11 protein-coding genes are annotated in these 14321 nt (G+C 56.6%); 8 read left to right on the top strand and 3 right to left on the bottom strand.

Going from position 1 to position 14321, the window contains the following annotated elements:
* Nucleotides 1–28: 28 nt before the first annotated feature.
* A complete protein-coding gene (locus tag VI25_RS05565) occupies nt 29–2491 on the bottom strand; it encodes an outer membrane beta-barrel family protein (protein WP_055562340.1) in 2463 nt (820 codons plus the stop codon).
* Between the two features lie 962 nt (nt 2492–3453).
* Here VI25_RS05565 and VI25_RS05560 point away from each other — a divergent pair.
* From VI25_RS05560 to VI25_RS05545, 4 genes are all read left to right on the top strand, one after another.
* Nucleotides 3454–5061 carry a family 43 glycosylhydrolase gene (locus VI25_RS05560; protein ID WP_236704899.1) on the top strand — a complete coding sequence of 536 codons (1608 nt, stop codon included), beginning with the start codon at nt 3454–3456 and terminating at the stop codon, nt 5059–5061.
* Nucleotides 5062–5485: 424 nt separating this feature from the next.
* On the top strand, nt 5486–6562 hold the full coding sequence (locus tag VI25_RS05555; protein ID WP_055562339.1) for an efflux RND transporter periplasmic adaptor subunit: 1077 nt from the start codon (nt 5486–5488) through the stop codon (nt 6560–6562).
* Nucleotides 6563–6570: 8 nt separating this feature from the next.
* Nucleotides 6571–6885: a hypothetical protein gene (locus tag VI25_RS23945; protein WP_052695676.1), complete on the top strand. Its 315-nt coding sequence runs from the start codon at nt 6571–6573 to the stop codon at nt 6883–6885.
* Complete coding sequence (locus VI25_RS05545) at nt 6882–8018, top strand: TolC family protein (protein ID WP_055562338.1); 1137 nt, start codon at nt 6882–6884, stop codon at nt 8016–8018. Before VI25_RS23945 ends, VI25_RS05545 begins: the two co-directional genes overlap by 4 nt.
* Nucleotides 8019–8304: 286 nt before the next feature.
* On the opposite strand, the gene VI25_RS05540 is transcribed toward VI25_RS05545, so the two are convergent.
* Both VI25_RS05540 and VI25_RS05535 read right to left on the bottom strand, forming a co-directional pair.
* Nucleotides 8305–9057 (bottom strand): SDR family NAD(P)-dependent oxidoreductase, encoded by a 753-nt coding sequence (locus VI25_RS05540; RefSeq protein WP_045689718.1) that lies wholly within the window; start codon nt 9055–9057, stop codon nt 8305–8307.
* A gap of 93 nt (nt 9058–9150) precedes the next feature.
* Entirely contained in the window at nt 9151–10095 is a 945-nt protein-coding gene (locus VI25_RS05535; protein WP_045689717.1) for a helix-turn-helix domain-containing protein, read from the bottom strand.
* A 339-nt stretch (nt 10096–10434) separates the two neighbouring features.
* Here VI25_RS05535 and VI25_RS05530 point away from each other — a divergent pair, with 339 nt between their 5' ends.
* The 4 genes from VI25_RS05530 (at nt 10435) to VI25_RS05515 (ending at nt 14314) form a co-directional block, all read left to right on the top strand.
* Nucleotides 10435–11184, top strand: a complete 750-nt coding sequence (locus VI25_RS05530; protein ID WP_082455407.1) for an ABC transporter ATP-binding protein — start codon at nt 10435–10437, stop codon at nt 11182–11184.
* An 80-nt stretch (nt 11185–11264) separates the two neighbouring features.
* Nucleotides 11265–11855, top strand: a complete 591-nt coding sequence (locus VI25_RS05525) for an RNA polymerase sigma factor (protein ID WP_045689716.1) — start codon at nt 11265–11267, stop codon at nt 11853–11855.
* Nucleotides 11845–13095: an ABC transporter permease gene (locus tag VI25_RS05520; protein ID WP_045689715.1), complete on the top strand. Its 1251-nt coding sequence runs from the start codon at nt 11845–11847 to the stop codon at nt 13093–13095. Before VI25_RS05525 ends, VI25_RS05520 begins: the two co-directional genes overlap by 11 nt.
* Nucleotides 13096–13120: 25 nt before the next feature.
* Nucleotides 13121–14314, top strand: a complete 1194-nt coding sequence (locus VI25_RS05515; RefSeq protein ID WP_045689714.1) for an ABC transporter permease — start codon at nt 13121–13123, stop codon at nt 14312–14314.
* Nucleotides 14315–14321: the final 7 nt, after the last annotated feature.

The following is a 14321-nucleotide window of genomic DNA, read 5'->3' as shown; positions in this document are numbered from 1 at the left end:
TATCTGTATTGGCTACTAACTATTCAGGCTAGCCGCCGAACCCGCCGCCCCCACCTTGGGGCTGGTTCTCAATTTTCTTAGGAGGCTTGTTGGAGCCCAGATACCAAGAGAAGCCCAGGTAGCCCACGCGCGATTCCCACTTGTTATAATACGTAGCCCGGAAATTCTCGGTGAACGACTCAGTACGATTGCGCTGGGTGTTGAACAGATCCGATACGCGCAGGGTAACGGCGGCGCGGTCGTTGAACAGGCGCTGGCGCAGGGCCACGTCCACGGAGCCCACCGGGGCAATCCGACCTTGAGCCGTTACGGCGGCGGCGCGGTAGTTACCGGTTAGTTGCAGGTCTAGCTTGGGCGTAGGAGTGAAGGAGTTCATGAGGCGGGCCGTGCCCGACACTACCCGGCGGTTAGCTTCGTTGCCGGTAGCAGCCGTGACGGTGTTCTGAAAAAGCGAGCCGCTCGCTGTGAGGCGCCACCATTTAGCCAGGGGCTGGTTCAGCGACATTTCGGCGCCGTAGCTGGTAGCCTGCCCGAAGTTGTCGTTGTACTGGGCCGTAATAACAGCTCCGGCCCCGTAGAGGCGAGTAGCAGTGGTGTCTACCCGCACCAGGCGCTGAATGGCGTTATTGATTTGGCGGTAAAACAGCGTGGACGTGATGGAGGCTTGCCCCAGCGTGATTTGGTGCCCAAGCTCAAACGCATTCACATATTCCGGCCGTAGGGTAGGGTCGCCGATGCGGTAGGTGCGTTGGTCTTGGTAGAGCGGGAAAGCCAGCAACTGCATAAAGTTGGGCCGGTTGAGGCGCCGCGAGTAGCTTACTTGCACCCGCTGGTCGGCGCCGGGTAGGGTGCGGGCTACCGTAGCAGAAGGGAACAGGTTGAGGTATTCAAGTTGGAAAGGGCCGGTGCCATTGAGCACTTCTCCGCTTGTGTTGGTGTACTCCGCCCGCAGGCCACCTTGCATGCGCCACTTTCCTATTTCGTGTTGGTAGGTAGCGTAGCCTGCCTGGGTGTACTCCTTGAAGGTATACTGGTAGGAGCGGTCGGGAAGGCGGTCAAACCCTGGCCCATCGGACTGCTGGCGCAGGAAATCGTCGGTGCCACTGTTGGTTTGGTACTGGCCTTTCAGGCCTACATCGAAGCGGGCCTTTTCGCCCAGCGGGTGCACGTAATCTACCTGTCCGTTCACCGCATCAAGGTCAACGTGCAACAGCTGGCGCCATTCCATTAGGTCGGCGGTGCCTTCGGTGTTGCGCTGGGCTATTACAAGGTCGGCATTCAGGTAGGTGTAGTTTGCGCTGGCCGTCAGTTCCCGGCCCTTGTGCTCATCCCAGGTGCGGCGGTAGTCGATGGAGGAGTCGATGTTGTCAACATCCTCCGTTACGCCAAACGTGCTGCCGATACGGGCGTTGGTGGCCCCGCTAAGCGTAGCCAGCTGGGTTCCGGTATTATAGCCGCGGTTCATGTTCGGCTCCACTGTCAGCGTCAGGCTTTGGTTAGCTGGTAAGGTGTAGTCGAACCCAAAGCGCCCACTGTAGTTCTTGCTGTGGCGCAAGTTATTGCCGGTTTGGTACGTGCGTAGGTCTTGGTTTTCCAGGGTTGTGTATTGGTCACTCCACATGCGGCTCCGGTACTGGTCGTTGCGCAGGTCAAGAGAGCCAAACATGTTTAGCTTGCCCGTGCGGCGGTTGAGGCTCAGACTGGTGTTGTACTTGTCGCGGGTGCCCACATTCGCCACCGCTTGGCCGTTCCAGCCATCCTTTTTCTGCTTTTTCAGAATGATGTTGAGCACGCCCCCCGCGCCAGCAGCATCATAGCGGGCCGAGGGGTTGGTGACTACCTCCACCCGCTCAATGGCGCTGGCCGGGATTTGCTCTAGTCGGTTGCCACCCGCACCGCTGTTGGCAGCGTTGCTGGGTTTGCCATCAATGAGAATAGTAATGTTAGACGAGCCACGCATGCTCACGGTTCCGTCGGCGGCTACGGTTACTGAGGGCACATTCTGGAGCACATTCACTGCTGTGCCGCCCACGGTGCTCAGGTCTTTTTCTACATTGATAACCTTTTTATCAAGGCTTTCTTGCACGGCAGCCCGTTCGCCCTGCACCGTTACGCCGCTAAGTTGGGTGGCGGTAGGCGCGAGTTTGAGCTTGCCCAACTGCATAGTGGGCGCCGCTGTAGTTAGCGTAACTGAGCGGCGTAGGCCCTGGTAGCCAATGGCCGAAGCCTTCACTAAGTAGGAGCCCAGGCCCAGCTTTTCCAGGGCAAACCCTCCATTTTCGCCCGTGGCGGTACCCGCTACAAAGGTAGAATCCTGAGCGCGGAGTACTACCACGTTGGCAAACGGAACGGGTTGATTGTTAGCTTGATCGAGCAGGATTCCGCTTACAGCGCCAGTAGGCTGCTGCTGTGCCGTGGCAGCTAGCGGAGAGAGCATAGCGAGGAACCCCAGGCCTTGGAGGGCCCGGCCGAAAGGCAGGAAGGAAGTCATCGGGAAGAGTGAAGAAGTGGAATATTCGGGCAAAGCGAAGCCATGTCCGGAGGCCGCGGTTCCTCGGGATGCTCGTTGCAGAAACGTAAGTAGAAAAGCGGGCCGCACTACGGGCCCTACCCACCGCCAGCTACCTATGGTCTGGCAGCATATGTGCTGCCTTGGCCTCAGAAGCCCCACGCCCGGCTGGCGAAGGAGGAGGTGGTGGGCTTCGGTCGGAGCCTGCTGCAGTGCAGGCAGGTGACCGAAGCCGGAGTTCAATCAATCACCGTGACAAATGTATGTAAAGGTACTATGTAACGCAAGGTACCTTCGCTTAAATATTTTATAAACCTCATAAACGATGTTTGTCACTTGAAAAGGGAAAGTGGGGGAGGCCACACTCGTGGCTTACGAGGCCGTTAGAATATGCTTCTTAGCATACTCAGCTAGATGGTAGGCGCTGCACTACGGTTGCCTAGCAGAAATAAGAGATAAAAGGCCTGCCTTGAGTCGTGTAGCCTACAACCCATCGAGAAACCCTGTTATAAGTAGTAATACGGATAGGGAAGTCGCTTTTTAAGAATCATATTGTAAAAATTATAATTTATTATTAGTAAAGTGCTTGCAAAATAGCTACTAATGGCGCGAATTATGCTCTTATACATATAACGTAGGAAGAGCGTTATTGAGCAATACAATTCATTTATACCGCTCAATGACACTTTTTGCGTTTTGCCTTGTTTGCGTTTTATACTCGAACCAGGCTTGTGAAGAGTGTGGTTGTCCTCTGCGTGTAAGCAGAAATACTTCAATTTAGCTATGTGTTTTCGTGTTTGGCCGGAATGCTATTCCAGCCAGGCAAGCTCCCACTTCTGAAGAATGAGCTGTTCGCTCTGCCTCAGCAAAGAAGTTGCTTCCATAGAGGGCCAGCTTCTGCTTTTGACGTTTACATTCTCCCTGTTCTTTCAATTCTCTCTGTTGTGTCTTTCACAGTAGAATCGCAGGCCATTACGATGGAATCTGCCACCCCCGCCCCCACCAACTGTTCCGCCGAGGCTACTAACACGGCAGTACACCTAGCGCCCCCTGTTACGTCGGCGCCCGTCACTTCGTACGCCAACATTATTCTGCCCGGCGACTTCCCCGACCCAACTATTGCCCAGATAGGCGATACGTATTGGGCTAGTGCCACCTCGGCAGAGTGGGGGCCGGTATTCCCGCTTTTCAAGTCTACCAACTTGGTGGATTGGGAGCTGGTAAGTCATGTATTCCCTACTATGGAATCGATGCCAGAATGGGCGGGTACTAACTTTTGGGCGCCCGAAATCTTCCACGAAAACGGGAAGACCTACCTCTATTATACGGCCCGTCAGAAGGGCAAAAAGGGCCGCTTGGCTATTGGGGTAGCTAGCGCCGACAATCCTGCTGGGCCCTACACCGACCACGGCCCCTTGGTGGCGCAGCGTTACGGCTCCATTGATGGTTTCCCCATGCGCGACGAGCACGGCAAGCTATACTTGGTATGGAAGGAAGACGGCAATGCGTACAAGAAGCCCACGCCCATTTTTGCCCAGCGCATCAATGAAACCCATACCAAGCTGGTTGGAAAGAAAGTAGAGCTCTTCCGCAACGACCCTGCCTCCTGGGAAGGATGCCTTGTGGAAGGTTCGGCCATCATTCGCCACAACGACTACTTCTACATGTTCTACGCTGGTAATGGCTGCTGTGGCAAATGCTGCACCTATGCTACCGGAGTAGCTCGGGCCAAGAGCTTGCTCGGGCCCTGGGAGAAGTGCCCTCAGAACCCGATTCTAAAGAAAAATGCCACCTGGAAGTGCCCTGGTCATGGTACGGTAGCCCAGTACGAAGGCCGCTGGTTCTTGCTCCACCACGCGTACTACAACCAGAGCCATGAGTTTGTAGGGCGTCAGGGCATTTTAAGTGAGTTCACCTTCAACGAAGAAGGCTGGCCCGAATTTGAAGGCAACAGCCCCCAGGCGGCTCCGCTGAAAGATGTGAGCGTCCTCAACGTCACGGAAAATTTTGCGGGTAACTGCCTGGCTGGTACTTGGCAGTGGCCGATTGGCCGCCAGCCGGAAGTAGGGGTAAGCGACGGTCAGTTGCTGCTGACGGCCAGCCCCACGGGTATCGGCTCCGTAGTAGCCCAGCGTACGTTCACGGCTACTTATAAGGCTACTACCTCCTTGGCTACGTCTTCCCTGGAGCAGGACGTGTTTGCGGGCCTATGTGCCATTGGCGACCCCGATAACGCCCTGGCTCTGATGGCTGGCAATGGTACCTTGCAGGTGTGGCACGTGAAAGGTGGTACTCACCAGGCCTTGGCTAAGCTGGACCTGCCCACCTGCCAAACCCTGAATATGCGCTTGGAAGCTTGGGGCGGTCAGCGGTTCCGCTTCACCTATAGCACCGATGGCAGCACCTGGCATCCTATCATCCTGGATAGCTTTGCGCTGAACGGCGAGTACCTCCCCCCATGGGACCGAGGCGTACGCGTAGGCCTACTGGCGCAAGGTTCGAGCTTGGCGACGATAGGCTTCAACCATTTTGCTATTCGCAACCAGCGCTAAGGGAATACTCCGGAGCGTTCTGGGAATTCGAACTAGCCCCTAGCCAAACGGCCCCGACAGGTAGATACCTGTCGGCGTTTGCTAGGGGCTACCGCATGGTGTATTGTATTTCCGAACATGCTGTCCATTAGTGGACACGTTTCTGAGTAGTGATTCTGAGTGTATATCATATAAGTTATTGATATTAAGTTAAATAACAAAGTGGCATGGGGCTTGGCTGATAGGTAGGGAACTCCTTTCCTTCCTGTACGAAAATGGACAGAGCCTTATCTACTTCTACTCAAAACCGCCGCCAGCGCCGTCGTTGGCTGGTGGGAGCCGGCCTGTTGCTGGCACTAGCAGCTACCCTATTAGCCTTCCGCAACGTCCTTCAGCCCACATTGGAACGCAGTACTGTTCTCACTGCTACCACCGAACTGGCGATATGGAGGCTTCGCTCACTGCCGCTGGCGTTATCATTCCGGCGCACGAAGCAGTTATTACTAGCCCTATCCAGAGCACTATCCGGCGGGTAGTGGTACCGGTGGGTAGTAAGGTGCAGCCGGGGCAAATCATTGTGGAGCTGGACCGGGAGTTGACTACCTCCGCCTTAGCTAAGCTCCAAGACGAGCAGCAGCAGAACCGGAACAAAAACGGGCAGTTGCAACTCACCCTGGAAAAAGCCCTGAACGACCTTCGCTCCCAAGAGCAGGTGCAGCAAGTGAAAGTACGCAGCCTGCAATCGGCACTGCGCGACGAGCAATACCTTCTGAAGATAGGCGGGGGAACGTCTGAGAGCGTGCGCCAAGCTGAGTTGAGTCTGAAGGTAGCGCAGCTTGAGCTACGCCGCTTAGGCGAGCAGATCCGCAACCAGCGGGCGGCTAATGCGGCCGATGTGCGGGAACTGGGCTTCACCATGCAGATTCAGGACCGCAGCATTGGGGAGTTGGCCGGCAAGCTAGCCCAAGCGAATATTAGCAGCCAGCAGCCGGGAGTGCTCACGTGGGTAAATGAGGACCTGGGCTCTACCGTGCAGGCTGGCGACCCCCTGGCCCGGATAGCCGACTTGAGCCGCTTCCGGGTGCGCGCCACCATTTCCGATGCCTATGCCGACGCGCTGCACCTCGGCGACCCCGTTATAGTCCGCGTCAATGGCACCGATTTGCGGGGTTCCATCAGCACCGTGAGTCCCGCCGTTGACAAGGGCGTAGTGACCTTCTACGCCATGCTCACGCAAGACCACCACTCGGCCCTGCGCTCCAACCTCCGGGCCGACGTGTTTGTGATAACGAAAGCTCTGCACAACGTAGTGCGGGTAAAGAATGGCTCTTTCTACCAGGGAGGTAAGGAGCAGCCCGTGTTTGTGGTGAAGGATGGCAAAGCTATTCGGCGCATTGCGCAATTCGGCGAGAGCAACCTCGACTTCGTGCAGATAACAAGTGGTGTACAACCCGGCGAGCAACTCATTGTGTCGGATACCAAGGACTACGCGGACACGCCCGAACTACTCATCCAAAACTAGCTAGCACCATGAAACGGATACTTGCTTTCCTGTTGCTGCTGGCCGGCGGACCAGTAGTAGCCCAAAACCAGTCGGCCCCCCTGACGCTGCAAGAAGTTATTGAGGTAGCGCTGAACCAGTCGGCCGTGGCAAAGCAAACCCAAACCTCCCGCGACCAAAGCTACTGGCAGTGGCGCACCTACCAGGCTAATTACAAGCCCCAGCTAGGCTTGCAGGGCACATTGCCCGGGTTCAGCCGCGTCATCACGCCCGTGGTGCAGCCCGATGGCACTACCGACTTCCGGGCTGTGCGCATCAACAACTCCAACCTGGCCCTAGCGTGAGCCAGAACATTGGCCTGACGGGTGGGCAAGTATTCGTGGCTTCGGAGGTGCAGCGCTTCGATGACTTCAACGGCCAACTAAAACGCTATAATAACCAGCCCGTAGCCATTGGACTTACCCAGCCGCTCGGGCGGTTTAACAGCTTGAAGTGGGACCGGCGTATTGAGCCCTTGCGCTACCAGGAAAGCCAGCGGCTGTACGTTGAGGAGCGCGAAAGTATTGCACAGCGCATCACAGAGTTGTTTTTTGACGTGTTGCAGCAACAAGTAAATGCCGAGGTGGCAAGCCAAAACGTGCGAGCCAATGAGGAATTGCTACGCATAGGCAAGGAGCGCTTCCAGTTAGGCCGCCTCTCCCAGAGCGACGTGCTACGTTTGGAACTCAACCTGCTGAATGCCCGCCAGGCCATGGCGCAGGGCCAGCTAGATGCGCAGAATGCCGCCGTGAGCCTGCAAAGCTACACCGGGTTGCGGGCCGAAGCCCTGCGCCTATTGGTGCCAGTGGCGGCGCCCCGGCTGGTAGTGCCCGCCGAGCAAGCGCTGGGGGAGGCCCGCCAAAACAGAAGCGTAGTGCTGGCCTACCGCCGCCGGTTGTTGCAGGCGGAGCGGGAGGTGGCGCTAGCGCGGGGCACTACCGGGTTTCAAGCAACGCTGTCGGCCAACCTGGGCTACGTGAACCAAGCGGGCAACCTGTGGGCCACATATGCCGCCTTGCAAAATCAGCAGCAAGTACAGCTGACGTTTGCTTTGCCACTAGTAGACTGGGGCCGGCAAAAGGCCATTGTGAAAACAGCGGAGCTAACGCGCCGCCAAGTTCAGACCGATGTGGCCCAAGAGGAAGCCGCCTTCGAACAGAGTGTACAAGTCCAGGCCACCCAACTCGGTACCCTCAGCCAACAACTCGACCTAGCCACCCGCGCCGATTCCTTGGCCTTGCAGCGCTACACTATTGCCCAGGCTACCTACAAAGTCGGCCGCATCAGCCTCACCGACCTCACCATTGCTTCCGCTGAAAAAGACCAAGCTCGTCGTGCCTACATCCAGGCCCTGCGCGCAGCGTGGGTAGCGCACTACCGGTTGCGGGCCCTCACTCTCTACGACTTTGAACGCCAACTACCCCTAGCAGCAAAGTAAACCGGCTTAACAGTTCATAAAACGCATTTTAGCATTATATATTTAGTAAGTGATTGATAATAAATAAATTATACCTATGCTATGTGGATAGCAGTTCAATAAAGGTCGTCATTCTGAGCTTGTCGAGGAATGACGACCTTTTGATTATAGTTTTTGTACATCATTCACTATTCATACAGCTTATTCTCACTATTACAGACAACAAGCCTGCCGCTGCCGGACTTACCGGCAGCGGCAGGCTTGTTGTCTGCGAAGCAGATGGGTAAATTATTGCCTAGCTACTGTCTTACAGCATCATTCCGCCCGTTGCTTCAAGACGCTGGCCGTTGAGCCACCGTGCGGCATCGGTGCAGAGGAAGGCGACAATGCCACCGATGTCGTCGGGCTCGGCCACGCGGCCTAGGGCCGTAATTTGGGCCACGTAGGCGCGGATTTCAGGCGTATCCGTCATGGCGCCGCCACCGAATACTGCCCCAGGCGCTACCACATTGGCGGCAATGCCTCGGCTACCTAGCTCCAGGGCCAGGTAGCGCGTGAAGACTTCCACCGCTCCTTTCATACTGGCGTAGGCCGAGCTTCCTGCGAAAGCAACCCGCGTGGTACCGGAGGAAATATTAATAATCCGACCCCCGTCGCGTAGGAGCGGCAACGCCTTTTGCGTGAGGAAGTACACGCCCTTGAAGTGAATGTTGAGCATCTCGTCAAACTGCGCCTCAGTATTCTCGGCAATAGGAGCGGTGAGGCTGGTGCCGGCGTTGTTGATGAGAAAGTCGAACCGGTCGGTGCCAAAGGTATCGGCTAAGGCCGTAGTGACCTGCGCGAAGAAAGTGTCAAACGTACTGATATCGGCGGCGTTCAGGGGCAGAGCCACGGCGCGGCGTCCTAGGGCTTCGATTTCGGCTACTACGGCGGCGGCATCAGCCTGCTGACTGCGGTAGGTTAGGATAACGTCGATGCCCTGCTGGGCTAGTTTCAAGGCCATGTCTTTGCCCAGGCCCCGGCTGCTGCCGGTTACGAGGGCTATTTTGGAAGTACTCATGCGAAGTGCGTTTGTAGTGTTAATGGAACACGGCAAAGGTCCTTCGGCTTGCGAGCAGCGGTGTTGTACCCGCCAATCTACTTATTGTAGAAATCAAATCGGGAAGGCCTCCAGCGTACGGAAAGCGCCGGGGCTCACGGTGGCGTAGCGGCGGAAGAAATGCGAGAAGTGCGCCACATCCACGAAACCCAGACTGTCGGCAATTTCCCAGAGTGTCCAGTCAGTTTGGTGTAGGAGCACCTTAGCCTCCTGTGCTAGCCGCCCCCCGATGAGGTTAGTGGTGGTGCGGCCGGTACTGTCCTTGAGCACCTTGTTGAGGTGGTTGACGTGCACCGCTAAGTGGTCGGCAAAGTCTTTGGCGGTGCGCAACGGTACGCGCTGCTGGGGCGTGGTGAGCGGGAACTGCCGTTCCAGCAACTCTATAAAGCGCGACGAGAGCCGGGCCGCTGCCGAATGAGCGGGGTGTAGCATGGTGGCCGGCTGCCGTTTCTGGCCCAGATGCAACAATTCCAGCACGTAGGCCCGCAGTAGGTCGTACTTGTGGGTGTAGTCGGAGGTTAGTTCCTCGTGCATCCTGGCGAAAATACTCTCCGCCCGCGCGGCTTCAGTTGACGTCAGTTGAAACACAGGGTAGCCGTTGGCTTGGAATAGGGGCAGCTCGTCGGGGGTAAGGCCTCCGAGAACCGGCAGCAAGAACTCCGCCGTGAAGAGGCAAAGATGCCCCTGTTGCGTCTCAACGGGCTGCCACTGAAACGATACCTTGGGCGACGAAAATACTAAAGCATTGGGCTCAATAGTAATAGTTTGGTCGGCGTATTCGGCGCGGCTGCGGCTGCGCAACAAGCTGATTTTGTAGAAGGAACGGCAAGGGTAAGACGTGGCCGGTAGTAGGTGGGTAGAATCCCAGAAGTTGGCTAAATCAAACGCATTGAAGTGGCCTACTTCGCGCTGAATGCCCTGGGGTAGCAGTGTGCTTAAGCTGAGACTGGTACAAGGAGCCAACTCTTGATAAAGGGTAGTAAGCGCGGTAGTCGTCATGGCAGCAAATGGCTTGTAGAATTCAAAGCATGAGCAACCCGACGAGGGCCAGAAAGTTTGGCTAGAACTTATGGTTGTGCGAAACCCATTCCTGGGCTACATACCACAAGTCTGCAAAAGACGAAAAGCGTACACTCGCCCATTTATTACCGAACACAGTGTCCGTTTTTGGACAATATTTCTAGTTAGTGCAAACCTTATTATTGATATAAGATACTGTAATTCAATGTGATAAAAACATGGCATGGCGCTTGGCTATACTACAGAGAACCCGGTACTCAGCTGCTCGAAACCGGACACCCTTCTTCGTCACTCTTCTCATCCCTACTCTATACTCTCATGGAAAATATCCTCACTCAATCGGTGGTTCGGCCCCAGGTAACCGCCGCTACGGTCACTGCATCTGCCCAGCCCCAACCTGTTATTCAACTGCGCGATATTGAGAAGGTATACCAGACCAAAACGATTGAAACCGTAGCGCTGAACCGCGTGAACCTCACCATTAATAAAGGCGAGTTCGTGTCGATTATGGGGCCTTCTGGCTGCGGCAAGTCTACGCTGCTCAGCATTATGGGCCTGCTGGATGAGCCTACCGCCGGAGTAATTGAGCTGGATGGCCGCCCAGTGCAGTCGTACTCCGATAAAGAGCTGGCTTCGTTGCGCAACCACAAAATCGGCTTCGTTTTTCAGAGCTACCACCTCATCAACGACCTCTCCGTGCTCGACAACGTGGAGCTACCTCTCCTGTACCGGCCGGGGGTAAGCGGTAAGGAGCGGCGGGCGCGGGCCTACGCCGCCCTCGAGAAAGTAGGGCTGGGCGCTCGGACCCACCATTTCCCCAGCCAACTATCGGGCGGGCAGCGCCAGCGGGTAGCCATTGCCCGGGCCTTGGCCGGTCGCCCCGAAATTATTCTGGCCGACGAACCCACCGGCAACCTCGACTCGGTGATGGGGGAGGAGATTATGGAGTTGTTGCTAAGCCTCAACCGGGAGGAAGGCACCACCATTGTGATGGTAACCCACGACGAGCAGCAAGGCCGCCGCACGCAGCGCCTCATCCGCTTCTTCGACGGCAGCCAAGTGCAATAGTTCCCCTTGCCGCTTGCCGAACGCCCAGTTGACTTACAACCACCATGTGTAACCCGCGCTTCGCGCTACACGCTCCCCCTATGAAGTCGCTTGCCCTCCCACTTACGGACGCTGAATTGGTAGCTGCTTGCCGCCGCCAAAATGCCGCCGCCCAGGAGCAGTTGTACTCCCGCTTCGCTTCTAAAATGTTGGCCCTATGCCTGCGCTACGTGCGGCATAAGTTCGAAGCGGAAGATGTGCTGGCCCGTGGGTTTGTGAAGGTTTTTCGCAGCCTCCACCAGTTTGAGGGCAAGGGTAGCCTAGAAGGGTGGGTGCGCCGCATTATGGTGCACGAAGCCCTAAACTGCCTGCGCCGCCGGGAGTCGCTCACAATCTGCATTGACGACTGCCCCACTAGCTACCTGGCCACCAGTTTGCCCACGGCCGACGTGGAACTGCAAGCCGCTGACCTACTACAACTCGTGCAGGAGTTGCCCGCTGGCTACCGCGTAGTGTTCAACCTCTGCGCCCTGGAGGGCTACACTCACCCCGAGGTGGCGGCTCTTTTGGGGATTTCAGAAGGCACCAGCAAGTCGCAACTCAGCAAGGCGCGCGCGGTGCTTCAGCGGCGGGTGATGGCCCTGCACTATTCCTACTCCTCTTCCTCTACTACCTACGCTCATGTTGCTTAGCTATCTAAAAATTGCCTGGAAAGTCTTGCTGCGCCGCAAGTTCTTCACCTTCATCAGCCTGTTTGGTATCAGCTTCACGCTGATGATTCTGCTGGTGGTGTATGCTTTCTACGACCACACTGTGGGCCCTCACACGCCCGAAAAAAAAGTGGACCGGCTGCTATTCGTCAACCGCGCAACGATATCTTTCAAGAACGACAACGGCACCAATAACGGCACTATCAGCTACAGCTTCCTGGAGCGCTATGTGCGGCCACTCAAAACGCCGGAAGTTGTTTCCATCAGCACGTATTTCAGCTCTACCGCTGCCTATGTGGGCAATCAAAAGCTAGACGTGGACCTGAAATATACTGACGGCCAGTTTTGGCAAGTGCTGGATTTCGACTTTGTAGAAGGTCGCCCCTATACCCTAAGCGAAGTGCAAAGCGGAGCCCACGTTGCTGTTATCAACGAGCGAACCTGCCGCGCTTACTTCGGCACGATCAGCGGCGTGCTGGGCAAAACCATTGAAACCGACCGGATACGCTATCAGGTGATAGGAGTGGTGAAGGATGTGCCCGGCATGCGCTTCAACTCCTACGCCGACATGTGGGCGCCCATCAGCACCAGCACCCAAGATGCCAAAGACCCCAGCTACTTCGGCGACTGTATGGCCATTTTGCAAGCCCGCACCCCTGCCGACCTGCCCGCCATTCAGGCCGAGTTCAACCGAGTGGTAGACCAAGTGCCCGTGCCCGACCCCAAAAAGCACGCAAAAGTGCACGTGTACGCCGGCACGCTGCTGTCCTCCACGGTGCGCTGGTTCAACAACAACAGCAAGCCCGACGACGGGGTGGCCGATCTGATGGGCAAAGTGGCCCTCGTCACGTTGTTGTTCATGCTGCTGCCGGCACTCAACCTCATCAACGTCAACGTGAGCCGTATTCTGGAGCGCTCCTCAGAAATCGGGGTGCGGAAGGCCTTCGGGGCTACTTCGGGCACGCTCATCCGGCAGTTTCTGGTGGAGAATGTGTTTCTGACCTTGCTGGGCGGGGTGTTAGGCCTGGTGCTGGCCAGCGTGGTGCTGCACCTAATTGATAGCAGCGGCTTCATCCCTTACACCACGCTCACGCTCAATCCCCGCATTTTCGCGGGTGGGCTGCTACTGAGCTTGCTGTTCGGGGTGCTGTCGGGCGTGTACCCGGCCTACAAAATGTCGAAGCTTCAGGCTGTGCAAGCCCTGAAAGGCGGCCGTAACTAGTTTTCACTTTTGCTCTCCCAATCCCATGATACGCCACCTGTTTACTTTGATTTGGAACCGCAAACGGGCTAATTTCCTGCTGGTTACCGAAATATTCTTTGCCTTCGTGGTGCTGTTCGTGCTGGGCAGCCTACTGGTTGACAACTACCGTAAGTACACGGCCCCGCTAGGCTACACCTACGAGTACGTGTGGCAGGTAGATATGGACCCCAACGGTCAGCCCATCAGCCGGCAGGACGCCACGTTTCAGCGCCTGATTCAGCACCTCAAATCCGTGCCCGGTGTCCGTAGTGTAGCGTCTACCTACTCCAATACGCCGTTCTCATTCAGCGACAGTAGCACCGACTTTAAAGCCGGTACCAAGTCAACCAACAGCGACTTCTACACTGCTGGCGATGATATGCAGGACGTGCTGAGCCTAGAGCTGGCGGAAGGCCGCTGGTTTAACCGGCACGACGAAGCGGCTGCCCGTTCACCGCTCGTCATCTCCAAAGAAATGCGCCAAGCCTTGTTTCCCAACGAGTCGGCCGTTGGCAAAATCATTCGTGATTCAGACAACGACGAATACCAGGTGATAGGCGTATTGGCGTCGTCTTACCGCGGCCGGGGCGAATTTCAGGAACTACAGCCGGCCGTTTTTCAACGCAGCAAAACCTTAGTAGACCCTAACGACACCACCAACTTCGACCGGCCCCGGCTGCTGATTCGGGTGCAGCCTACCGCCACCGCCGAGCTAGAGCAGCGCATCACCAAAGAAATAGCGGCCGTGACGGGTGGCTGGAAATCTGCCGTTACTACCCTGCGTGAGCAGCGCACCACTCGTATGAAGTATGCGCTGGCCCCCATGGGTGGTATGGTGCTGGTATGCAGCTTCCTGATTTTCAACGTGGCCCTGGGGCTGTTTGGGGTACTGTGGTACAATATCAGCCAGCGCCGCGCCGAAATCGGGCTGCGCCGGGCCATTGGCGCCACTGGCAGCCGCATCAGCGCGCAATTTCTGGGTGAGGTAATGGTCGTTACCACGTTCGGACTGGCTTTCGGGCTGCTGGTAGCGGCGCAGTTTCCGCTACTGGGCGTAATGAGCATTAAGCTACCCGTGTACCTGGCCGGTATGGCTCTGGCCTCCATGCTGATCTACGTGCTCACGGCCCTGTGCGCCCTGTATCCCAGCCGTATGGCCTCGGCTATTCAGCCCGCCGTAGCCTTGCGCGAAGAGTAGGGTGGAG

It is taken from the genome of Hymenobacter sp. AT01-02 (assembly GCF_000961955.2).
Classification (GTDB): Bacteria; Bacteroidota; Bacteroidia; order Cytophagales; family Hymenobacteraceae; genus Hymenobacter; species Hymenobacter mucosus.
Note: the sequence above shows the minus strand (reverse complement) of the source record. Positions and strands in the feature narration are given on the sequence as shown.